This window comes from Caballeronia sp. EK (assembly GCF_014384845.1).
Lineage (GTDB): Bacteria > Pseudomonadota > Gammaproteobacteria > Burkholderiales > Burkholderiaceae > Caballeronia > Caballeronia jiangsuensis.
In genome coordinates this window covers 121849-144443 of record NZ_JACSUE010000006.1, presented here as the reverse complement: position 1 = coordinate 144443, position 22595 = coordinate 121849, and the positions used below count along the sequence as shown (strand labels likewise).

Genomic DNA, 22595 nt, shown 5'->3' with positions numbered 1-22595 from the left:
TCCCCGGGGCGGGGGTCACTTTCTTTGCTGCTGCAAAGAAAGTAACCAAAGAAACAGCTATCCCCAGCCTAAGCACTTCACACCGGCCGCGGCACAGACGATTGGCCTAATGGCCCGGCAGTAGCGAGTGCCCTCGAAAAACTCACCGGGCTTGGACCGCGCACGGTCTGACTCATCGCGCCACACAACAAGCTGGTTCAGCACCATATAGCTCCAGCCCGCTTCGCGGCCGATGGGTCAATCGGGTGCGCGCGCGCTCCCTCTTCGGTTTCCCTCGCATACCCCACGGCAGCGCGTAGCGCTGTGCCGAAGCTATTTGGTGCTGAACCAGCGCCTTAAAACAACTAGCTTGTCAGACCGTGCGCGAGCCAAGCCCGGTAAGTCCTTTGGGGGCGACACTTAGGCGAGTGCCACCGTGGGCTGGCAAGCATGGCCAAACTGCGTGTGACCGCGGGCGGTGAGAAGCTGCTTTCTTTGGTTACTTTCTTTGCAGCAGCAAAGAAAGTGACCCCGCCCCGGGGAGGGGCAGTGCCAATAGACCGACACGAAATCAGGATTCCACCGGCAAAGCCCCTTAAAAAAACGGCAACGTCAATTAGAAGCAGTAGTAGCCTGCTTGCTACGCAAAGTCCCGCCGCCTTTCTTGTCGGCGTCATACGCATAGATCACGCGGCCGCTCTTCACCTCGCCGATCACCGGCACATTGGGCGAAATTGCTTCATGATCGCCCTTGGAGAAAGGCTTGTCGTAGACCATCACCACGCCTTCGACCTTCGTGTTCAGGCCTTCGAGCGCTTCCTTCACCTTAGGACCATCCGTCGTGCCGGCCTGCTTGATCGCCGCCGCGAGCAGGTACACCGAGTCATAACCTTGCGCCGCCGACACCGGCGAATCGATGCGATCGTTCTTCGGCTTGAATTCCTTCAGGTACGCATCGATAAAGGCTTTGCGCTTCGGCGTATTCGCTTCCTGAATGAAGGTCTGCGGCATGCGCGCGCCTTCGCCGTTCGCGCCGGCATTGTCGATATAGTTCGCCATCGAAAGCGTCCAGCTGCCAATCAACGGCACCTTCCAGCCGAGCTTCGACATGCCGTTCGCAATCTGCGCGAGCTCCGGCCCGATGCCGTAAGTCAGCACCGCTTCGGCGCCCGCTTCTTTCGCCTTCAGCAACTGGGCCGTCATGTCGACGTCCTTGATGTTGAACTTTTCGACAGCCACAGGCTTCACGCCTTTCGCGGCCAGCGCCTTTTCAAGATCTTCGCGGCCAAGCTGACCATAGTTCGTCGAATCGGCGAGAATCGCGACCTTCTTGAAGCCACGCTTCGTCACCGCTTCCTCGACGATCATCGGCGCCTGGATGCGGTCGGCGGCCGCGTTGCGGAACACGTAGTTATCGGGCTGATCGTCGAATTGCTTCGTCACCACCGTGCCGGTCGCGACATTGTTGAAGACGGGAATCTTCGCTTCCTGGAAGAAGCGCTGCGACGCGAGCGCCACACCCGTATTGATATAGCCGACGACCGCGACGACCTTCTCCTTGTTGATGAGCTCCTGCGCGATCTGCACGCCGCGCTCGTTCTTCGCCTCGTCATCGCGTTCGACGAGCACGATCTGTCGGCCGAGCACGCCGCCGGACTTGTTGATCTCCGCCGTGGCGAGACGAACGCCGTCGCGCATGCTGACACCCATGGATGACGAACCGCCCGTAAACGGACCATCGACGCCGATCTTGATCGGGTCCGCCGCGTGCGCCATCGAGAAAACGCCGAACGCGAGCGTGCTCGCGATGAGCTTCATCTTCATACCCATGTGTGTCTCCATCGCCTGATCGTTTTTTGAAAGTCCCATGCATCGCGCGAAAACCCTGCAATGCTTTTTAAATGCATTGCGCGTTATCGATTACATGGGCTGTGAGCGAGTGTAGAAAAATGTAAGGATATGACCATATTCGGACATACCCGAAGAGCACGAGCGTTAGCCCACACCTGACGCATCGTAAGGGTGCACAGCATGGAATAAGCGTTAAAGAAGCATTGCGCGGACAGGATTTGGACAGCATCCCGAAGCGTTTTTTTAGTTTCGGGAAAGCGAAGAGACAGCGGGTATACGCGTAAGGACGCGCAAAAAAAAAACGCGCGGCGTCCCCGGAGGATCACCGCGCGCAACCTTGCGCACTCTCAGGTTCTTTCAGCGAATAAGAGCTTTATCGCGATGCACCGCTTTAGCGCGGCGCGCCGGTTTCGATCGCGTGAGCGAACTGGCGCAGCACCGCGCCCGATGCATCGGTGACGGCCCAGAACGTCATGCCGTCATGGTTCCAGCGCGCGAGTGCGTAGCCATCGTCGGACTGTGTGACGACCGGCGAGAACTCCTTGTCGTTCGCATCGCTCTTTACGTCGCCTTTGCGCTCGGGAAACACGTACACGTCGATCGGATGCTTCAGGTAGCGATACACCACGACCGCAACCGGCCGATGATCGATGTAATCCAGCCGTCCGCCGACGAGCGCGAAGCCCGGTCCCGCCGGATCGATCACCGGCGGCGCATAGTCGATGCGGCCGTTGAACCACGGCTTCACCGTGTGCTTGTCGCTGGAGAGCACGTCGATCGGACGGTCCGACATCAGCGCGCGCACATGGCTCGACACGATCTCCTGCGCGATCGGCGAAGCGCCCGCCACGCCCGTCATGAGCGGCGCGGCCTGAAACCACAGCATCGCGCCGAGCACGAGCGCGGAGAGCGTCGCGCCCGCGAACGCGCCGCCGAAGAACGGCCAGGGCGCCGAGAACAGGTTGCTCCAGCCGCCCTTCGCCGCGCGCTCCGGCAAGCGCGTGCGGGCGTCCCGTTCGGCTTCCTCCCGCACACGCGCCAGCACTTGCGCCCGCAGATGCACGGGTGCGCGCTGATAGAGCGAACCATCGGTGAGCCTCGTATCGAGCGAGGCGGTGTCGTTATTTTCCATTTCCCGACTCCTCTGAATGTCCCGGTCCGGCACGGCGCACGAGCCGCACGCTCGGCTTGTCCTGCCCGCCCTGGGCCGCGCGAACCGCCCCCGCCAGCATTTTGCGACCGCGCGCGAGCCGCGACATCACCGTGCCGATCGGTACGCCTGTCACGGATGCGACTTCCTTGTAACTCATGTCTTCCAGCTCACGTAACACCAGCACCTCGCGAAAGGCGATCGGCAGCGCCTCCAGTGCGCGATGCACCAGATGAACTTCGTCGCGGCGCACGGCGAGCGTTTCCGGATCGGCCGCGCCTTCCTCCGACCAGCCCGGCAACGCCTCGTCGCCGCCCAGTTCCTCGTCGTAGGGCGTCGCGTCCGCGAGTTGCACGCGCCGCCGCCATTCCGTGAACCACGTATTGCGCACGATCGCGAGCAGCCATGCCCGCGCGTTCGCTTCCTCGCCGCCCTCGAATCCGCCGAAAAAACGGAACGCGCGCAGATACGCTTCCTGCACGACGTCGTCGGCGTCGGTCGCACTGCCCGACAGCCAGCGCGCGAGGTTGTACGCGGCGTCCAGGTGCGGCATCACCGTCGCCTCGAAGCGCGCGTGCACCGCCTCGGCGCCCGCCTGGCCGCGGCGCCCGGACTTGTCTTCTTTCGACCTGCTTGGCCACATCGCGCGGGGTCTCCTTTCGACAACCACGTTCGGAAAACATCGTTCGGGCGCGACCGGCATCGCTTTCTCGCGCCTTCCCCTCCGTTACTCCTCTCGCGGACGGTTTATTCCCGTTTGCAGCAGCGACTCAAAAAAATATAGCGGGAATATCCCGCCATCTTCGCCGGTTCGATGGACGGATGCCCAAGCGACCTCGCCCGAACGAAGCGTACGTCGCCGGCCTCGCGCCCATGCATCGAGCCGCCGTGGGCGCGATTTTGCCGATTCGAATGACAAGAACCGCGGCCGCAATCATCAGAGGACCCCATCATGAAACCCGACCCGACCGCACTGCCGCCCGCGCAGGAACGCGACGAACTCGACGAGCACGGCAAGCGCCGCCGCACCGCCCTCTCCTGCATGGCCTGGGCGGGCGCCGGCGTGATCTGGACCGTAAGCGGCGGCGTGCCCGTCTCGCGCCTGATTTCGTCGGCGGAAGCTGCCGAGAAGACGAGTTCGTTCAGCTTCGTGCAGATCAGCGACAGCCATATCGGCTTCAACAAGGATCCGAACACCGAGCCGACGAGCACGCTCGAAGAGGCCGTCACGCGCGTGAGCACGATGAAGACGCGCCCCGCCTTCATGATCCACACGGGTGACATCACACACATGTCGAAGCCCGGCCAGTTCGACACGGCCACGCAGATCATCAACAAGGCGGGGATGGACGTGCATTACGTTCCCGGCGAGCACGACGTGCTGGTCGAGGACGGCAATCCCTTCTTCGAGCGTTTTTCCGGGCAGTACGGCAAGGACAGCACGCGCCACTGGTACAGCTTCGATCAGGGCGGCGTGCATTTCATCGGCCTCACCAATGTGATCGATCTGAAGGGCGGCGGCCTCGGCTTTCTCGGCGATGCGCAACTCGCGTGGCTCAAGGCCGATCTGCAGGGCAAATCGAGCAGCACGCCGATCGTCGTGTTCGCGCACATCCCGCTGTGGGCGCTGTATCCGCAATGGGGCTGGGGCACCGACGACAGCGCGCAGGCGCTCGCGCTGCTCAAGCGCTTCGGCTCGGTGACGGTATTGAATGGCCACGTGCATCAGGTGGCGCAAAAAGTGGAGGGAGAGATGCGTTTCTATTCGGCGATGTCGACAGCGTTTCCGCAACCCGCGCCGGGCGCGCCGTCCGGGCCCGGACCGATGAAGGTGCCCGCGGAGCAGTTGCGTACGATGCTCGGCTTGCGCGAAGTCACGCATATCGCGGGGCGCTCGCAACTGGCCATCACCGACACGGCGCTCGCCGCCGCGCAGTCATGAACGCCGCCATGATCGCGAGCTATGTCTCGCCCGCCAATCTCCGTCCGCTCGCCGGCAAGTTCCTGCGCAAGGCCGCGTTCGCGCTCGTCGTGAAGGGCGTCATCAGCGCCGCGATTCCGTCGGCCTGTGCGCAGGAGCCCGCGCAACAGGTCGCGGCGGCCAACACGCCGACCATCTCCATCGACAACTTCGCGTTCAGTCAGCCGGCCCTCACCGTGCCGGTGGGCACGAAGGTGACGTGGGTGAATCACGACGACATGCTGCACACCGTCGCGGATGAAGGAAAGAGCTTTAAATCCGATCCACTAGACAGCGGCGAGAGCTTCTCGCATGTGTTCGACAAGCCGGGCACGTACAAATACTTCTGCTCGCTGCATCCGCACATGACGGGGACGATCGTCGTGCAATGAGCGCCGCCCGGCGTGGCGCATGCGGTTGGCTTGTCAGCCCCGCGCCTTCGCGATCGCGGCGAGATTGCCTTCGCCGAATCCGTGATGCCCGCGCCGCTCGACGATTTCGAAGAACATGTCGCCGGGCTGGCGCTCGACGAAGGTCTGCAGGAAAAGCTGCGGCGTGCCGTCGGGGAGAATCTCGCCATCGACGAGAATGCCGCGGGTGCGCATCTCGTCGATGTCGAGGCCGTGGCCGGGAAGCCGCTCGTCGATCTCGTCGTAGTAGCGCGGCGGCGGCTGCAGGAAGCGCACGCCGCGCGCCATCAGGGCATCGACGGAAGCGAAGATATCCGCCGATGCGAGCGCGATATGCTGCACGCCCTCGCCTTCGTGATCGGGCAAATACTGCTGCATCAGGTCCGTGCGATAGGTGCCTTCCTCATAGACCGGAATGCGGATCGAGCCGCACGGCGACAGCGTGACGGCGGAATCCTGCGACACATGCCAGTCCGGGTGCACCTGATGAATCTCCGAGAAGTGCAGGACTTCGCGGTAGAAATCGAGCCATTCCTGGATGCGGCCCGCGCCGACGGTCTGCGTGAAATGATCCACTTCCAGCAGGCCGGTGCTCTTTGGGTCCGCGCTGGCGCTGGCGATCGGACGAAAATCGATGTCGTAGATCGACGTCTCGCCGCTGTTCTTGCCCGGCCAGTGATCGACGAAGTAGATATGCGAATCGCCGATGCCCTGGATCGCCGGAATTGCGAGTTCGTTCGGGCCGATCTTTTCGCCTTCGAAATCCCACGCGCCGTACTCTAGCGCGCGCTCGTGGGCGACCTGCGCATCGAGCACGCGAATGCCGATCGCGGCGATGCCGACGCCATGCGACTCCGCAAAGCGCGAGGCGAACGAATCCGGCTCGGCGTTCAGCAGAAAATTCATGCTGCCCTGCCGAAAAAGCGTCACGGCCTTGCTGACATGCTGCGCGACGGCAACGAAGCCGAGCGTCTCGAACAGCCTGGCGAGGCCCGCGGGATCGGGACTGGAAAACTCGACGAACTCCAGCCCCGCGATGCCGAGCGGATTGTCGCCGAGGGTCGAATCGGGCGTCGCGCGGGCGGAGGAAGAAGAGTCGGGCTGGGTCATCGGCAATACCTCGAAAATGTACGATCTGGTTCACGGACGCAAAACTACCACGACCTGCCGCATCCGTGCGACCCGGCGGCTTCGTCGAATGGCCGCCTGGGTGCGCCTAGAGTAGCGGCAGCGGGATTGCCGTGTCAAAGCCGGGGCAGCCCGACGCGCCCCGGCCCATCGTACGCATTCAGTATGCGCTCAGGCGGCGAGACGCTGCGCGCTCATCGACGGGCGCTTCGCCTGCGGGGGAAACACGTTCCAGGTGCCGTCGTCATGGCGGAAGAAGATGATCGCGAGCGGGCCGCCCGGATGCTCTGCCTCGATGCAAACATAGCGCGCGCCGGTGACATGCGAGCGGCACAGACGCACGACACGTGCCGGACGCGCGGGTGTCGGGGCGAGCCATTTGTCGACGGCCCAGTGCAGCGAATTTTCGATGGTTTGCATGATGGTCTCCTCGGAATCGATCGGCAAGACGTGCGGTTCAGGCTGCGAGCGCCGCGTTCATGCGGCGGCGGCGTTCGGCGGCGACATAGGCGCGAAAAAGTCCCGACACGGCGCGAAGCGCGGCGCGCGGATGCACGAAGCACGCTTGCACCTGACGGCTGCGGGCGCGGCCGTCGAGGCACCACGTGACGAAGTGCTCGCAGTTGTTGGTCAGCAGGTGGTATTGGTCTTCGCCGAGGCGGCTGCGTGCGCGGCCCACGGCTTCCATGCCGACGAACTTCGCGGCCGGGTTCTGACGGATCGTGACTTCGTGGCCGGCGGCGAATTGTTCGACGGAGACTTCCTCGACCGGGCCGCGATGCAGCGACTTCGCGAAGCCGGCATAGTGGATGACCATGCCGTTGCCGGCGTAGATGCCGTGGTGTTCGTAGCCCGAGCGGCGCGTGATGAGTTCGGTGCCGAGCGCCGGTTCGTCGTCGAGCGAGAAACCGCAAGCGGCTTGCTGGTCGATCAGTCCGGTTTGTTGGTTGGTTGACATGGCTGGCTCCGATTTTTCTTTGCTTGGCGCCATGTGTTCGTTTGGCGCCGGGTTGCCATGTCATTTGCATCTTCCTTGCCAGCTTCTCTAAGTCACTGATTTGTTTGAATTATCCATAATTTGCGAGCAAGTCTCAACGACCTTGTGTTCTGGATCGGCCAACAGTTTCGAGGGATGTTTGTTGGGCTGAGTGCGTCAGGACACGCACCTTCGTGGCAGAAGCCCGCGAGCGTGGGACGCGCCTGCGTGTGTTGGTTGGTCGCTGCTGCGCCAACAGCGCTTGTTGGCGGCGACCCAACGGATGCCATTGCGCGCGCTTGGGCCGGTTTCGCCGGAACGCCGTCCCACCGGGCACGCGCGGAAAAATGCGAAAGAGCGTGTGCGTCGGCATGAGCCTTGCATTGACTCCTGCGTCCTGCTCACAGGCCCATCCCGGAGAAACGACATGTGCGCCATCACCGTCACCGATCTTGAATACGACCGCGAGCTGGATCACGCGGCGATGTCGGCCATCAGCGGCGGCGGCGGTGCGCCCTGGGTGTACGGCTGGATTACGCCGTATGTCGATCGCCCGTCGGGCGGCGGCGTTGGGGGAAGCGCCGTGGTGAACCTCATCGATGTCACCAATAACGTCTACGAGGTCACCAACAACATCACCAACATCTCGGTCGGCCAGATGGTCAATCAGTTTCAGAACGTCGCGGTCAGCAACACGGGGAACGGCGCGACGCTCACGGTCAATCCAAGCTCGGTGGCGGGGAATCGCGCGGGTTGAACGGTGCAGATCAAGATTCGCTTCGGGCGCGCGTTGGTACACAATGAGCGGGACCGTCCGCGACGCGCGCCCGACGCCGCGCCACCCAGGATTCCGGAGGTTGCCGTGACCTTCAACACCGAGTTTCGATGGACTTCCGCCGCCCGCACCGACACCGGCTGCGTGCGGCAGATCAACGAGGACGCGCTGCTCGATGCCCCCGAGCGCGGCTTATGGGCCGTCGCGGATGGCATGGGTGGACACGCGGTCGGCGATCTGGCGAGCCGGATGGTGATCGAGAGCCTGGCCCGGGTATCGGCGTCGAACGACCTGTCGGGCGTGATCGCGGATGCGCGCACGCGGCTTCTCGACGTGAACGACCAGTTGCGTGCGGAGGCGGCGCGGCGGATGGTATCGCGCATCGGCAGCACGGTGGTGCTGCTCGCGGCGCGCGATGGCGCATGCGGTTACGTGTGGGCCGGCGACAGCCGCATCTATCTGTTCCGTCAGGGACGCCTCGTGCAGCTCACGCGCGATCACAGCCATGTCGAGGAGCTGAAGGCGCGCGGCCAGCTAACGGCGGAGGAAGCGCTGCATCATCCGGCGCAGCATCTGATCACGCGTGCGGTCGGCGCGCTCGACGTGCTCGAACTCGACGAAAACACGCTCGCCTTGCACGATGGCGATACGTTTCTGCTGTGCAGCGATGGCTTGTCGAATGAGGTGAGCGAGACGGAGATCATGAACGAGCTTGCGCCCGGCAATTGCGATATGGCGGCGCAAAGGCTGCTGGAGATCGCACTGGCGCGCGGCGGGCGCGACAACATTTCGGTCGTCGTCGCGCATGTGGAGGATTTGATGGCGCCCGACAAGACGCAGGTGAATCCGTCGATTTAGGGGCGTTCAGGAATGACGCCTTTGCTGAGTCTGCATGTAGGCGCGCAGAAGCCGGTTGATACGTGTCTGATATCCCTTTCCCTGCTGGCGAAACCACTCCAGCACGTCGGCATCCAGCCGCATCGTCACGGCTTGCTTGGGCGGCACATGCAGTTCCGCCTGCTCGAAGAACGCGTCGTCGAGTTCCGCTATGTCGGAAAAATCGATGTCGGCGTCCTTCATCTTCGCCAGCCGCTTCCAGTCAGTTCCCGATTTCTTGCTCATATCTTTTCGCCTCGTGTCTGGCTGCCTTGCGCGCCGAGATGATACGGATCACATCCGCATATCGCTCGACATACACCACGACGCCTACTAGCTCCTTCATCCAGCCCAGCGCGATCCAGCGCTCTTCTCCGTACGCTTCCCGCGTATCGGGCCACGTCAGCACCGGGTGATTGAATACGTCGGCTGCATCTTGAAAATCGATTCCGTGCTTTCGAATGTTGGTTTGATTTTTCTTTTCATCCCATTCGAAATGCACACACCACCCGTATTGACGTTTGTATGTACATTTTGATGCCAACGGCGCACGACGTCAACTAGCTTTGGATGGCCGGGCCGCTATCCCCCCGCCTCCTTATTCTTCTGCGCCGCCGCCCGAAACTCCTTCGAATGCAGCCCGTGCTTCTTCAAAAGCATCTGCAGGTGCGACCGGTTCATCTCATACCGCCTCGCAAGCTCGGCGACCGTCCCGCCGGTTTCCTGCAACCCGCGTTCGAGAAACGCGCGCTCCGCCTCATCGCTCGCGACGCGCTTCGCTTCCGCCAGCGAACTCGCCGTCGCGATGCCGTTGCCGCTCGCGGCCGGCCCGCCCATCGCCAGCGAGAGCGATGATTTCGGCCGGATATCGACCGGCAGATGTTCGATATCGGCCATATCGCCCGCAAGACACGCGACCCGATACAGCACGTTCCTCAGCTCGCGGATATTGCCGGGATAGTCGTAGTTGCGCAGAAAATCGCGCAGCCTCGGCGACAGCTTCACCGGCCTGCGCTTCAAAGTTGCGGCGGCTTCATCGCCGAAATAGGCGAGCAACAGCGGAATCTCGTCGCGCCGCTCGCGCAATGCCGGCAGCGTCAGATGAATCACGCTCAGCCGATAGAACAAGTCCTCGCGAAAGCGCCCTTCTTCACAGAACTTGCGCAAGTTGCGATTCGTCGCCGCGACGATGCGCGTATCCACCGCGATCGGCTCATCCGAGCCCACGCGCTGAATCTCGTGCGCTTCGAGCACGCGCAGCAGCTTTACCTGTCCGGACAAAGGCAGCTCGCCGATCTCATCCAGAAAGATCGTGCCCGTATGTGCGCTTTCGAACTTGCCCTTACGGTCGTTCGACGCACCCGTGAACGCGCCCTTGCGATGGCCGAATAATTCGGACTCCAGCAGATTGTCTGGAATCGCGCCGCAGTTCACCGAGATATACGGCTTGTCCGCGCGCGAGCCGTTCGCGTGAATGACCTTCGCCATCAGTTCCTTGCCGGTGCCGCTCTCGCCGTCGATCAGCACCGGCAGGTCCGTCGGCGCGGCTTTTTCCGCGATTTCCAGCGCTTCCAGCAGCTTCGGGTTATCGCCGAACGTGCCTTCGAACACGAAGCTGCGTTCGATCAGCGCCTGACGCCGCGCGCCCGGCGGCAGGTCGCGCTTCGGCTCCGCGCCGGCCGCCTGCACGAAGCGCTCCTTATGCGACAGTTGCATCACTTCGTCGCGCAAGGTGCTCGCCTGCCGCAGCAGCTTTTCGATTTCGGGCCGTTCGAGACGCGAGGTCCATCTGAGCGTCGAGCGCAGAATCTCGATCTTCTCGATGAGCCCCGCATACGAAATCGCCGATGATGCGGGCGCGCTTGCATCGCTTTCCGGTTGGTCGAGTATTTTCATGCTGCGCTCAGTTGCTTTTGCACGAGTTGGTAGTACATGCCTTTTCTCGCGACGAGTTCGTCGTGCTTGCCCTGCTCGACGATGCCGCCTTCGTACAGCACGAGAATCTTGTCGGCGCGCATGATCGTCGACAGCCGGTGCGCGATGATCACCGCCGTGCGTCCCTTCAGGATCTCCTGCATGTTGCCGAGAATATTGCTTTCCGATTGCGTGTCGAGCGCGGACGTGGCTTCATCGAACACGAGCAGACGCGGGTCGTGATACAGCGCGCGCGCAATGCATAGCCGCTGGATCTGTCCGCCCGAAAGGCCCACGCCGCGTTCGCCCACCACTTGCTCATACCCGAGCGGCATCTTCACGATGAACGCATGCGCATCGGCCATCTTCGCGACTTCCTCGATGCGCCGTCTGTCGGGCGCTTCGTCGCCGCTCGCGATGTTATCGGCGATCGTCCCCGAGAACAGCAGATTGCTCTGCATCACATAGCCGATCTGCGCGCGAAAGAAGCCTTTGTCGACGACGTTGATATCGTAGCCATCCACCGTCATCTTGCCCTCGCTCGGCGCATAGAAACCGACGAGCAGTTTCGCGAGCGTCGTCTTGCCCGAACCGCTGCGCCCGACGATCGCGATCAGTTCGCCCGGCTTCACATCGAAGCTGATGTTTTCCAGCACGTAGGGCGCGTCGCCGTCGCCATAACGGAAGTACACGCCGTTGAAGCTGATGTCGCCCTGCAGGTCCGGCAGCATCACGCGCTGCTGCATGTCTTCGGGTTTCTGTTCCGGCTCGATGTCGAGCACATCGCCCAATCGCTCCATCGCGACGCCCGCGTCGTTCAAGAGACTCCACAAGTTGATGAGACCCATCAGCGGCGCAAGCACGCTGCCCATGTAGGCGTTGAACGCGATCAGTTGCCCGATCGTCAGTTCGCGCGCGAGCACGAGGTTCGCGCCGACCCACAGCACGCCGATGGTCGTCGCCGCATTCAGCAACTGGCTGCACAGGCCCACCGCGATATTGAAGCGCTGCGACTTGTACTGCACTTCCAGCGACTTCGCATACTTCTTTTCCCACTTCAGGCGCACCGGGCGCTCGATGCCCATGCCCTTCACCGTCTCGACGCCGCCGAGCGCTTCCATCAGATACGAGCGCGCATCCGTTCCCGCGGAAAACGTCTCGCGCGCATTCTGCTTGATGCGCGGCGTCGCGACGACCGTGAGCACCATCATCGGGATCACGAACGCGATCAGCAGCAACGTGAGCTTCACGTTGTAGAGAAACATGATCGTGAAGTAGATAAAGATCATCAGCAGGTTCAGCACGGTCGATACCGTCGATTCCGTGAGGAACGCGCGGATCGTGTGATTCTCCTGAAAGCGCGCGAACACGTCGCCGGTCTTGCGCTTCGCGAAGAAGCCGAACGGCAGCGAGAACGTATGTTTGAAGAACTGCGACATCATCGCGAAGTCCATGTTGCGGACCATGAAGTTCGCGAGGTACGCGCGTATCGTCGTCATGAGCTGCGTGAACAGGCTCGCGATGACGAGGCCGCCGATCAGCACATGCAGCAGGCTCACGTTCTGATGCACGATCACGCCGTCGAGAATGTTCTGGATGATGAGCGGCGGAATCACGCCCAGCACCTGAATCACGAAGGTCGCCAGAAAGAGATGCAGCAGGATCTTCTTGTAGGGCTTCAGATAGCCGACGAAACGCAGCCACGGCGAGCGCGAAACCGCTTTCTGCGTGAGATCCTGCCCCGCCGTGAACAGCAGGCACGTGCCGCTCCAGCCGCGCTCGAACTCGCCGACCGTCATCTTCCGGAAACCGATCGCCGGGTCCGCGACCCACACGTTCTCGCTCGACACGCCGTAGACGATGATGTAGTGATAGCCCTCCCAGTGCGCGATGAACGGCATCTCGAAGCCGCGCAGCGATTCGAACGTGCACTGCACGCCGCGCGTCGTGAAGCCGAGCGATTCGCCCGCGCGCGCGAGTGAATCGAGCGTCGCGCCCGAGGTCGTCACATTGGCGAGCTCGCGCAGCTTGCCGAGCGTCATGTTGATGCCGTAGTGGCGGCAGATCATCGCGAGACAGGCCGCGCCGCAATCCATTTCCTCGGCCTGCTCGACCCACGCGAAGCGCTTGATCACGCGCTCGCCAAGCTCGGGCTTCGTGTGCAGATCGAGCATCGCGGGCAGCTTGCGGCGCTCGGCGAGCTTCTTCTGGCGCTGCAATTCGCGCTCGGTGAAGCGGATGCGTTCTTCGAGCACTTCGCGCAGCTTCACGTTGCGCTCGATGATGAAATGCACCGTCTTCTCGGGGATCACGAGCAGGCGCGTATCCGCGCTCGCGATGGCGGAAGCCATCTGCTCCTGGCGCATCACGCAGGCCTTCTCGCCGAAGATCTCGCCGGGACCGAGCGTCGCGAGCACATGCTTTTCGCCGCCCTCTTCGCGCACGATGCGCACTTCGCCCTGCCGCACGACATAAAGACGCCGGTCGTCGCGCGATTCCTGCTTGAGAATCTCCTTGCCCTCGCCGACGCGCTTCACGCCGACACTGCGCACGCATTCTTCGAGTTCCGCCTTGTCGAGCTTGCCGCGCAGATCGAAGAGCTTCGCGACGAAGCCGCCCGCCGAATTGATCGCGACGTAGCTCGTCACGAACGCGAGCGCGGCGGGATTCTTCGCGATCACCGGATCGATCGCGATGCGCGGGATATACAGGAGCTCGGTCTTGCCGGAGGAGCGCACCGACGACTCGTGCCGGTAGTCGCGCAGCATCGCGATATCGGCGAAGGTCTCGCGCTCCTTCTTGACCCCCATGCTGATTTCCTTGCCGTGCTCCTCGGTGAAGATGCGCACGGAGCCCGCCTTCACGATATAGAGCCCGTCGGCCGCATCGCCCGCATTGCACACGGTTTCGCCGAAGCCGAAGCGGCGCGACTCGGTATTCGCCGCCAGGTGTTCGATCTCCTCGCGCGTGAATGGCGAAAGAATCTCGACCGACGAAAGAAAGTCGGCGGGCGAATCAAGGCTCGATGGAGCGTCCATGTTCTATCGCGTTCCCCGTCGGTCAGCGTGGTTCGATGACATGCTCCTGCGCGCGCGTCAGCATCCAGTCTTCGCGCAGCAGGCGGCGGATTTCCGCGGACACGTCTTCGTCGAGCTTCGCGGGATACTTCGCCGTCACCGCGAAAATTTCATACGACGCGCCATCCGCGGAGATGAATGGTCCGAGCAGATCGCCGACTTCCGCGTTGAACACTTTCGCCTCGACCTCCGGCTTCATCTGTCCGCGCATCACCCGGCCGATCACGCCGCCTTCGTTGCGCGTATCGGCAAGCGAATGCTCGCGCGCCATCTCGGCGAAGCTGTCGGGATCGTCGTTGAGATAGGAGATCATCTCCTTCGCGCTGCCCTCGGTATCGAGCAGGATGTGACTGACTTCGATGCTGTCGAACTTCGGCGAGTTGAGCTGGAAGTACTCTTCGATCTCGCGCTCGGTGCCGACCTTGTCGAGCATCTTTTCCTGATAGAGCGTGTCGGTGATATAGACCTCGAACTCGTCGAGACTCACGTGCAGCGCATCGAGATAGTTGTTCATGTCCGCCGCGCGATGCAGTCCGCGAATGCGGCGGAACTGATCGGCGCGGTTCTGGATTTCCTCGTCGCTCACGGCGACGCCCGATTTCTTCGCCGCACGCACGGTCAGCTTGTCGCGCACGAGTTGCTCGATAAGTCCGTCGAACTGGCCGTTCAGTTTCAATAACCTGATGAATTCGCCGACGTCGACCACTTCGTCGTCGATACGCACAATCGCCGTCATCTCGTTCTCCGTTCGGTTCTATGTTGAATTGCGCATCATGTCCGCGTTGCGGTGCTCGTGTAACCCCCCATCCTTATCCCGCCACATTACGGAACGGGTCGAGCCCGAGGTCGATCAGGCGCCGCTCGCGCACCACGATTTCAGCGGTCGCCGTCATGCCGTAACGCAGCGGGTACTTCGTGTCCGCAACCTGATAGGAATCGCGATCGAGCGTCACGCGTCCTTCATAGACGGGTTGCTTGGTCGTCGGGCTCGGCTTGGTCGCGGGCGAGATGAACGCGAGCGTGCCTTCGATCACGCCGTAGCGCTGATAAGGAAACGCGTTGAACTTGAGCTTCACGCGCTGCCCTTCGCGCAGGAACGCGCGGTCGTGCTCGGCGATCTCGATCTTCAGCACCGGCTTCGCATTCGCCGGCGCGATGCCGCCGAGCGGCGTGTTCGCCTGAATCTTGTCGCCGGGCTGCGTCGATGTCACATCGGTGACCACGCCCGACACCGGCGCGAGAATCAGCAGGAAATTATCCTTGTCGATGTTTTCGAACTTGATGCGCGCGGCCGCATCCGCGACGAGGCGCGCCGTCTGTAGTTGCAGACGCAGCTTGTCTTCGGTGCTCGCGACTTCGCGCATCGCGGCTTCGTATTGCAGCCGCAGACTCGTCGCTTCCTGACCGCTCGTTTCGAGTTGACGCTTCGCCTGCGTGAAATCGTGGCTCAGCCGGAAGTCGAGTTCCGCGAGCCGCGATTGCTCCACGCGATACGCGCCGTCCGCTTCCAGATAGGCATTGCGTTTCGCATCGACCTGCGTTTCGGCCACGCCGCCGCCGCCCGGCAGCGCGAGCAGACGTTGAAAGCGGTCGTACTCCACCTTCGCCGCATCGCGCGCGCGGCGTGCGTTTTCCAGCGTGCTGCGCGCTTCCTGCAACTGCGCCTTCTGGCCTTCCGCGAGCTTGCTCGTGCCTTCGGCCACACGCTGCTGATGCTGATGCTCCTCCACGTCCATCTGATCCTTGAGCGCGGCGATCTTGCGCTCCATCAGCAGCTTCTTCTCGGGGAACTGCTTCCATTCGCGCTCGGCGTCGTCGAGCTTGAGTTGCGCTTCGAGCGCGTTGCTGGCGGCCTCGATCGCGCCGCGCGCGTTCAGGCGCGCGACGACATCGTCCTTGCGCACGGGCTGCCCTTCGGCGATATAGAGATCGGCCAGCTCGCCATCGATCGGCGTATAGAAGCGCCTAACTTCCGATTCCGGCGCGAGCGTGCCCTGGGCGCTGACCATCACGTCCGCATGGCCGACGAACGACCACACGAGCGCGGACGCGACGAGCGCCACCATCGCGTAGACGAGCCCTTTTGTGAGCCCGAGCGGCTCGGCCGTGAGAATCGCGATGCCTTCGGCACCGTGTTCTCCGAGCGCCTCCGACAACGGCTTAAGGTGTGTGTCTCTCTTCACTGCTCGTGCCTCCGCCGATCAGACTCAGCTTGGTATTGAGAAGTCCCGGTTCGAGCACCATGCGCAGGTCCTGCAGCGAGCGTCGCTGCAGATCCGCTTCGGTGTCGATCTCATTGGCGAGCGCGGTCCACTTCGCGGTCGCGCTGTCCGCCTTCACCTGCCTGAAGACGCGCATGCCGCGCGTGGCCGCATCCTGCGCGTCCGACAGAAGCCGCGCCTGCGTCCTGAACGTATCCGACACGCCCGACTCGAGCCGCTGCGACCCGCCGATGCCGCCATTGGTCCGATACTGCTGCCAGAGCGTTTGCGCCTGCGTCATCAGCGTCTGCGCGCGGGCGGTCGCCTTGTCTTTCAGCGATGCCACATCCGGCGCGACGGCCTTCGCATAGAACGTGTCGCTATCGAGATCGAGCGTTTCGTAGAACGACAGCAACGCTTCTTCATAGCCCTTCGAGCCGCGCGCCTTCTGCAGATCGGCGAACTGCGCGGCGACGGCCTTCTTGTGCGCGAGTTCCTTTTGCACGGTAGGCGACCACGAGCCTTGCGGCAGCTTTTGCAAGGCCTCGATTGCCTGCGCGCTCTGGCCGCGGCTCCATGCCTCGGCGACCGTCGCGTATTGCGCGAGCACGTCGGCGGGCGGCAACTGGCTCGCGCGCATCTGGCCGAATTTTTCCTGAAACGGCGGCGTCGAGAAATTCGCCTTGCTCACCGATCCCGCGAGCGGCGCGAGGCTTCCGGCGTTCAGGCTGCGCCGCAGACCCGCATAGCTGTCGAGATCGGCGCGCACGCGATCGAGGCCCGCGAGACGCGGATACTTGTCCGCGTATTCCTTGAGCGTCGCGCCGATCGCGTCGGGATCGTCCTGGCCCAGGCTCTTGACGATGCTCGCATTGAGCCTCTCGATGGCCGCGAGATACACCGAATCGTCGCTTTGCAGCTTGCGCAGATGGCTCAACGCGAGCGCGTACGGATCGCGAAACTCGGGCACGTAGCCCGCGATGCGGTCGAGATCGCGCTGATGGCCCGCCGCATCCGCTTCCCAGTGCTTCAGGATCGCGCCGATAGGCGGCTCGTCGGCATACATGCGGATCGGTGCTTCGGCGCCGCCGCGGCCCATCACGAAGCTTTCCAGCTTGCCGATCCACTGCAGTTCGTCGATGAGCGAATGCACATCGGCGTTGTGCTCGGCAAGCGTTCTCATCTGCGCGATGATCGCGTCCGCGCTCGCGAAATCGCCCTTCTTCAACGCGGCGAGCCAGCGCGGCACGTTCGATTTGAGCACGGCCTCGGTGTTCATCGACGCGAACTGCGCGTCTTTCGGATGCGTCTTCAGATAGTCGTTCGAAACGCTCGCGGCCTCGCCGAACTCTCCGTGCGCCATCAGCGATTTGGCCTGACGCTCGGGCGAGCCGATGAAGTAGAGCGCCGCGCCGCCCGCGACGAGCGCGGCCAGCACGCATCCGACGATGATGCGCGTGCGACGCGCGGCGCGTTGATCGTCGCTTGCGAGCGCACGATGCAGTTCGGCCACGAAGAGCGCGAACTTGCTGCGCTTCGCGGCGCGCGTGTCGTGACGGCTTTCGTCGGCGGGCTTGGGCTGCGCTTCCTCGTTGACTTCGTCCTCGCGCGCGGCGGCCTGATCGACGCAGAAGATATCCAGGAACGAATGCGCCGAGCCGACGAAGGTCGTCTTGTCGCTGTCGTGCTCGTCGTCGTGAGCCTGCGCCTCCACCTGCGCGACCATTTCCGTGAGCGTCGATTCGCTCTCTTCGCCGTGCAGATGCACCGTGTACGCGAAGTGCGTGCCGCCAAACGCGACGGTGTCGCCATTCTTCAGCTCGACCGCCGACGCGCCGAGCCGCTCGCCGTTCACGAAGGTGCCGTTGGTGCTGCCGAGATCCTCGACGAACGGCGCGCCGCCCTTGATGAACACATGCGCATGCCGCCGCGACACGTAGTTGACCTGATGCGGATACTGCTCGCGATAGCGCGAAAACGTCTCGTCGGTCTTGCTGACGAGAAACGGAAACTGCGCGAGTTCGACGGGATGAAGACCGAGATCGTCGCGCTGCGGCGTGAGCGTGATGCCGATCGGCTTCGGCGCGTTGATGCGTCGCGTGCGCGGCGCGAACTGCACGCGATACGACAGCCGGCTGCCGAACGAGATGATGTCGCCGCTTCGCACGCGCGCGGGCGTATCGCGCACGGGCGTGCCGTTCACCGCGGTGCCGTTCTTGCTCGCGAGATCGGCAATATAGACGAAACCATGCTCGATGAAAATGCGCGCGTGACGGCGCGAGAGTTGCGCGACGGCTTCGGGCGGGCTCGTGTCGAACGGCGCTTCGGCGCGGCCGATCGCGAATAGATTTTCGTCGATGCGGATTTCCGTCAGCCTGTCCGCCAGCTCGCCGGCAAGCTCGGGATGCGGCATGGGCTTCAGAATGACGTCGAACGCCTCGCCCACGCTCGGCGGTTGTTCCGCCACGGAAAAGCCTTGAGCCATGTCCATGTCACGAGGTACGTCCAGCCGCTGCCGCCGACGCGCCAGAGGAATGCCCGGCAACGTCGGGCGCATGGACAGGTTGGACCGCGCCGTTATTGAAGTCATTCGTAACCGGCGGCTGTTGAGAGTTTAAGTCCTGCATCGTCGTAGTCAATCGTGCGGCACCGGTTCGTCACGCAAATGGCCATCGATATGGAACGATCGTTAGTAATTCATATGAATGCGCTCCGTCGATATTAATGGAGCGCTTCACTTCGTCGTTTCCTTGCTCGCGCTTTGCACATCGACCATCGGCCAGCCGCCGCCGAGCGCTTTGTAGAGCGTCACGGTGTCGGACAGAATCTGCTGATGGTTCGCGAGCAGCGCGAGTTGCGCCGCGAGCAGCGTGCGCTCCGTCTCGAACACCTGGAGTTGCGAGATCACGCCCTCTTTCAGTTGCGCGTCGATCTGCGCGGCGACCACCGTTAGCTGATCGACTTCCTGCTGCAACTCGACGCGCTGCTTCGTGTGCGAATCGAGATTGACGAGCGCGTTCTCCACTTCCTCGAACGCGTTCATCACCGTGCTGCGATATTGCTGTTCGGCGACCGCCGTCTGCGCTTCGGTTGTCTTCACGTGGGCGCGCACGGCCGGATCGAGAATCGGGATATTGATGCTCGGCACGAAGCTCAACGTGAACATCTTCAGCAGATCGGTGAGCTGAAAACTCGCCGAGCCGGCCCGTCCGGTCAGGTTGATGGTCGGCAGTTGCGCAAGCTTCGCCTGCCCGACGAGGTCGTAGGCTTCGAGCACGCGATACTCGGCCGCGATCAGATCGGGACGGCGCGCGAGCAACTGCGACGGCAGGCCGCCTGGCACCGGCGGAATCTGCACGCGCTTTTGCAGCTTGCCGTCGGGCATCCTGAATTCGCCCGCGGGCACGCCGATCAGCGTCGAGAGCGCGTTGTTCGCGAGATCGCGCGAGCGGCGCAGTTCCAGCAGCTCGCGCGTCAGACGATTGAGTTCCGCGCGCTGCGTGAGCACCTGCGTCTTCGGCACGAGACCGTTCTTCTGCATGCCTTCGAAGATCGTCAGGATCTGCTGGTTCGTCGTGATGGTCTGCTGCTGCTGGGCGATCTGATCGTCGAACTGGAGAATCTGGAAGTAGGTCGTCGAAACCAGCGAGACGAGTTCGAGATAGCCCGCGCGCCAGTCAGCTTCGGTCGCGCGGAATTCGGCTTTCTGGGCCTGCACGCCCTTCTCGACCGAACCCCAGATGTCGATATCCCAGCTCACCTGTGTCGCCAGGTTGTACTGTTTCGAGAACTGCTGGCCGGTCGTCTTCTCGAAGCTCGCGCCAGCGCCCAGATCCATCGACGGCAACGCGCCCGCGCGTGCCTCGCCGATCTGCGCGCCCGCCACCTGAATGCGCGCGGCCAGCACCTTGATGTCGAAGTTGCCGCTGATTGCCTTCTCGACCAGCGCGTCCAGCGTCGGGTCGTGGAACTGCTTCCACCAGTCGGGCTGGATCGTGTCGGATGCGGCGACCTTCGCTGCGTCGATCTTCGTGAAGGCTGTCTTCTCCGGCGTGTCGGGCCGCTGATACGTCGGCACCTTCACGTCGATGCAGCCGGACAGCAACGCGGCGGCAATCAGCCCCGGCAGCACGGCCCACTCGCGCCTGATGGTCACGCGCAACGATGGCAACAAGGCTCGCACGATCTCGCTCCCGGTGAACGCGCACCGACGGTCGGTTTGAAGGGTGAGAAGCGCGGTGCCGGCCGTTGTGTTCTTCAAGTAAATCACACGGCGCGCCGCGACTCCATACGGGTAAAGTCACGTGGCGCGCGCGTGCTCTGTGGCACGTCGCGCATTTCGTGACGCGGTCCGGCAGGATGCGACCCCGGCCGATCCGCAGCGCCCGATGTCGCGGGCGGTGTTACAGCAGAGCTCCCCATGCCCCGCCTTTACTGCTGACTGCTTGAATGCTTACTGCATCGGCATTCGATTCATTCCTCGCGACAATCTCTTCACGCGAGATTGCCCGCCACGCCGAAGTTGACGTTGGCGATGTTCTTCGCTTCCTGCGTCGGCGCAACCGTCGATTGCGACTTGAGCGCTTCGGCAAACGCGATGTTGCTGCCGTTCTGGTTGAACGTGGTCTGCGTCTGATTGATGATCTGCTGCGGGTTGAACGGCATCGAGAGCGTCGCCCCGTTCATCGAGATATAGCCGGGGAACAAGGTCGCATAGCCGCCACGCACCGCGGACATCGCGCGGCTGTCGAGTTCTGCTGTGACGGGAAGGTCCTTGATGGTCAGCGTCTTCATTTCCGCTCTCCTTGGGTGCGCGTCGCGCATTCGGTGGTGGCTTCGAGCAACTTGTCGCTCGCAACCATGTAATGCATAGGGTGTGCCAACCATGTCGCGTATCGGCCGCCTTTCGCTGGATTCGTTGCTGCGCAAGGCTTTCATCGATTCGCGTTGCGTCGTCATTTTCAGCATCGTGATGCTGTCCGACCGACACTTCCCTGTTGCACTGTCGGTTCACGAACGACACCTCATCCAGCGCGAGGACGAACGTTTCCCTCCGCGATACGCGCGCGGACTCGAAGCCGATGGAAAAACCGGGAAAGGCGCCGCTCAGTGCCTCACGCGGCGCCCGGATTCATTTGACGTAGATCGTGATCTTCTTGGAATAGATGGGCGGGTTATGCGGTATGTGCTTGTCATCGCCCATCAGAAGCTGAATCGTGTGCTTGCCCGGCGGAAGCTCGAGCATGGTTTCGGTTTCACCGGCGCCGTAGTGCAGATGATTGCGATCCGATGGAATCTCCTGATCCATCGGCGGCAAGTCAACGTCGATCAGCAAATGATGATGCCCCGTGTTCGGAAACTTCACGCCGCGCGGCGCGACGCCCATGTAGCGCAGCCCGAACCAGACCTTGAAGGGCTTGCCCGCGGGCAAGGTCTGGCCGTCGTTCGGATAGCCGATGTACGCATAGGCGTTGGCGGGCGCGGGCGTCGGCCCGGCGAACGCGCACGGCGCGGCGATCGCCGTCGCGAGCGTGACGGCGACGAGGAGCGAACGCGAGAACGCGAGCGCGTCAGCGGATCGTTTTTTCATGTCATGTGCCCTCGGCAAGTGCACGGCTCATTTCACTGCTCATTTCACAGCTCATTTCACAGTGATCGTGATCTTCTTCGAATACACCGGCGGATCGTGCGGAACGTGGTTGTAGTCGCCCATCAGCAACTGCAGCGTGTGTTTGCCCGGCGGCAGTTCGAGGCGCGCATCGGTTTCGCCCGCACCGTAATGCAGATGATTGCGATCGGACGGAATCTCCTGATCGAGCGGCGGCAGATCCGCATCGACCAGCAGATGGTGATGCCCCACGTTCGGCAGATCGACGCCCTTCGGACAGATGCCCATGTTGCGCAGGCCCATGCGCACCCAGAGCTTGCCGCCCGAAATCACGGCGCCGTCGGGCGGCCAGATGATGTACGCCTCGGCGTTCGGGGGCGCTGGCGTGCGCGCACGCGCGGCGGCGGAGAACGACGAATCGGCGGCCAGAGCGGCCAGGGAAGCCAGCGCGCCAAGCACGGTTCTTCTCAGCATGTTATGCACGCCTCTCTCGTTGAAAGGCCTCGCGGATGGGCCAGGGAATCGTGCCTTGCACGCGCGAACGCTCGTGCTCGGCGCGAGTTGCGGGTTGCGTGATGCACCGTCGTTGGCTTTTAGATTAGGACGTAACGTTTAAAAAAGATACGTGCAGAGGCGTGCGAGCCGGCCCTCATCACGGATACCTCCCTTCAGGGGATTAAGCGCTGCGTA

Annotated in this window: 21 protein-coding genes; 4 read left to right on the top strand and 17 right to left on the bottom strand. The window is 62.8% G+C overall.

What is annotated here, in order from left to right:
- Window positions 1–591: 591 nt before the first annotated feature.
- From IAG25_RS19135 to IAG25_RS19125, 3 genes are all read right to left on the bottom strand, one after another.
- Window positions 592–1803 carry an ABC transporter substrate-binding protein gene (locus IAG25_RS19135; RefSeq protein ID WP_371882252.1) on the bottom strand — a complete coding sequence of 404 codons (1212 nt, stop codon included), beginning with the start codon at window positions 1801–1803 and terminating at the stop codon, window positions 592–594.
- Between the two features lie 418 nt (window positions 1804–2221).
- Entirely contained in the window at window positions 2222–2962 is a 741-nt protein-coding gene (locus tag IAG25_RS19130) for an anti-sigma factor family protein (protein ID WP_187606251.1), read from the bottom strand.
- On the bottom strand, window positions 2952–3623 hold the full coding sequence (locus IAG25_RS19125) for an RNA polymerase sigma factor (protein WP_187606250.1): 672 nt from the start codon (window positions 3621–3623) through the stop codon (window positions 2952–2954). Before IAG25_RS19125 ends, IAG25_RS19130 begins: the two co-directional genes overlap by 11 nt.
- Window positions 3624–3932: 309 nt before the next feature.
- On the opposite strand from IAG25_RS19125, the gene IAG25_RS19120 reads away from it, so the two are divergent.
- Both IAG25_RS19120 and IAG25_RS19115 read left to right on the top strand, forming a co-directional pair.
- Window positions 3933–4922 carry a metallophosphoesterase family protein gene (locus IAG25_RS19120; RefSeq protein WP_187606249.1) on the top strand — a complete coding sequence of 330 codons (990 nt, stop codon included), beginning with the start codon at window positions 3933–3935 and terminating at the stop codon, window positions 4920–4922.
- Window positions 4919–5332, top strand: coding sequence for a cupredoxin domain-containing protein (locus IAG25_RS19115; protein ID WP_187606248.1), 414 nt, complete (start codon window positions 4919–4921; stop codon window positions 5330–5332). Before IAG25_RS19120 ends, IAG25_RS19115 begins: the two co-directional genes overlap by 4 nt.
- A gap of 33 nt (window positions 5333–5365) precedes the next feature.
- Here IAG25_RS19115 and IAG25_RS19110 read toward each other — a convergent pair whose 3' ends face one another.
- The 3 genes from IAG25_RS19110 to IAG25_RS19100 form a co-directional block, all read right to left on the bottom strand.
- Window positions 5366–6460 (bottom strand): 4-hydroxyphenylpyruvate dioxygenase family protein, encoded by a 1095-nt coding sequence (locus tag IAG25_RS19110; RefSeq protein WP_187606247.1) that lies wholly within the window; start codon window positions 6458–6460, stop codon window positions 5366–5368.
- A gap of 189 nt (window positions 6461–6649) precedes the next feature.
- Window positions 6650–6898 carry a hypothetical protein gene (locus tag IAG25_RS19105; protein WP_035511103.1) on the bottom strand — a complete coding sequence of 83 codons (249 nt, stop codon included), beginning with the start codon at window positions 6896–6898 and terminating at the stop codon, window positions 6650–6652.
- A gap of 37 nt (window positions 6899–6935) precedes the next feature.
- Entirely contained in the window at window positions 6936–7436 is a 501-nt protein-coding gene (locus IAG25_RS19100; protein ID WP_187606246.1) for a lecithin retinol acyltransferase family protein, read from the bottom strand.
- Window positions 7437–7881: 445 nt separating this feature from the next.
- Between IAG25_RS19100 and IAG25_RS19095 the strand changes: the two genes are divergently transcribed.
- Complete coding sequence (locus IAG25_RS19095) at window positions 7882–8211, top strand: hypothetical protein (protein WP_187606245.1); 330 nt, start codon at window positions 7882–7884, stop codon at window positions 8209–8211.
- Between the two features lie 105 nt (window positions 8212–8316).
- The gene (locus IAG25_RS19090; protein WP_187606244.1) at window positions 8317–9087 is read left to right on the top strand and encodes a PP2C family protein-serine/threonine phosphatase; all 771 of its coding nucleotides are present in this window, start codon (window positions 8317–8319) and stop codon (window positions 9085–9087) included.
- Window positions 9088–9093: 6 nt separating this feature from the next.
- Here IAG25_RS19090 and IAG25_RS19085 read toward each other — a convergent pair whose 3' ends face one another.
- The 11 genes from IAG25_RS19085 to IAG25_RS19035 all read right to left on the bottom strand — a co-directional run bounded on the left by IAG25_RS19085 (window position 9094) and on the right by IAG25_RS19035 (window position 22379).
- Window positions 9094–9351 (bottom strand): BrnA antitoxin family protein, encoded by a 258-nt coding sequence (locus IAG25_RS19085; RefSeq protein WP_187606243.1) that lies wholly within the window; start codon window positions 9349–9351, stop codon window positions 9094–9096.
- On the bottom strand, window positions 9329–9607 hold the full coding sequence (locus IAG25_RS19080) for a BrnT family toxin (RefSeq protein WP_187606242.1): 279 nt from the start codon (window positions 9605–9607) through the stop codon (window positions 9329–9331). The genes IAG25_RS19085 and IAG25_RS19080 overlap by 23 nt, the downstream gene beginning before the upstream one ends.
- A gap of 80 nt (window positions 9608–9687) precedes the next feature.
- Complete coding sequence (locus tag IAG25_RS19075) at window positions 9688–11001, bottom strand: sigma-54 interaction domain-containing protein (RefSeq protein WP_187606241.1); 1314 nt, start codon at window positions 10999–11001, stop codon at window positions 9688–9690.
- Window positions 10998–14057: a peptidase domain-containing ABC transporter gene (locus IAG25_RS19070; RefSeq protein WP_187606240.1), complete on the bottom strand. Its 3060-nt coding sequence runs from the start codon at window positions 14055–14057 to the stop codon at window positions 10998–11000. Before IAG25_RS19070 ends, IAG25_RS19075 begins: the two co-directional genes overlap by 4 nt.
- Window positions 14058–14079: 22 nt before the next feature.
- A complete protein-coding gene (locus IAG25_RS19065) occupies window positions 14080–14832 on the bottom strand; it encodes a peptidylprolyl isomerase (RefSeq protein WP_187606239.1) in 753 nt (250 codons plus the stop codon).
- A gap of 73 nt (window positions 14833–14905) precedes the next feature.
- The gene (locus IAG25_RS19060; protein WP_035511116.1) at window positions 14906–16279 is read right to left on the bottom strand and encodes an HlyD family efflux transporter periplasmic adaptor subunit; all 1374 of its coding nucleotides are present in this window, start codon (window positions 16277–16279) and stop codon (window positions 14906–14908) included.
- The gene (locus tag IAG25_RS19055) at window positions 16257–18782 is read right to left on the bottom strand and encodes an FHA domain-containing protein (RefSeq protein WP_187606625.1); all 2526 of its coding nucleotides are present in this window, start codon (window positions 18780–18782) and stop codon (window positions 16257–16259) included. The genes IAG25_RS19060 and IAG25_RS19055 overlap by 23 nt, the downstream gene beginning before the upstream one ends.
- A 249-nt stretch (window positions 18783–19031) precedes the next feature.
- Window positions 19032–20453: an efflux transporter outer membrane subunit gene (locus tag IAG25_RS19050; RefSeq protein ID WP_371882251.1), complete on the bottom strand. Its 1422-nt coding sequence runs from the start codon at window positions 20451–20453 to the stop codon at window positions 19032–19034.
- A gap of 338 nt (window positions 20454–20791) precedes the next feature.
- The gene (locus tag IAG25_RS19045; protein ID WP_035511118.1) at window positions 20792–21091 is read right to left on the bottom strand and encodes a hypothetical protein; all 300 of its coding nucleotides are present in this window, start codon (window positions 21089–21091) and stop codon (window positions 20792–20794) included.
- Between the two features lie 337 nt (window positions 21092–21428).
- A complete protein-coding gene (locus tag IAG25_RS19040) occupies window positions 21429–21887 on the bottom strand; it encodes a DUF4399 domain-containing protein (RefSeq protein WP_187606237.1) in 459 nt (152 codons plus the stop codon).
- Between the two features lie 51 nt (window positions 21888–21938).
- Window positions 21939–22379: a DUF4399 domain-containing protein gene (locus IAG25_RS19035; protein ID WP_035511122.1), complete on the bottom strand. Its 441-nt coding sequence runs from the start codon at window positions 22377–22379 to the stop codon at window positions 21939–21941.
- Between the last annotated feature and the right edge of the window lie 216 nt (window positions 22380–22595).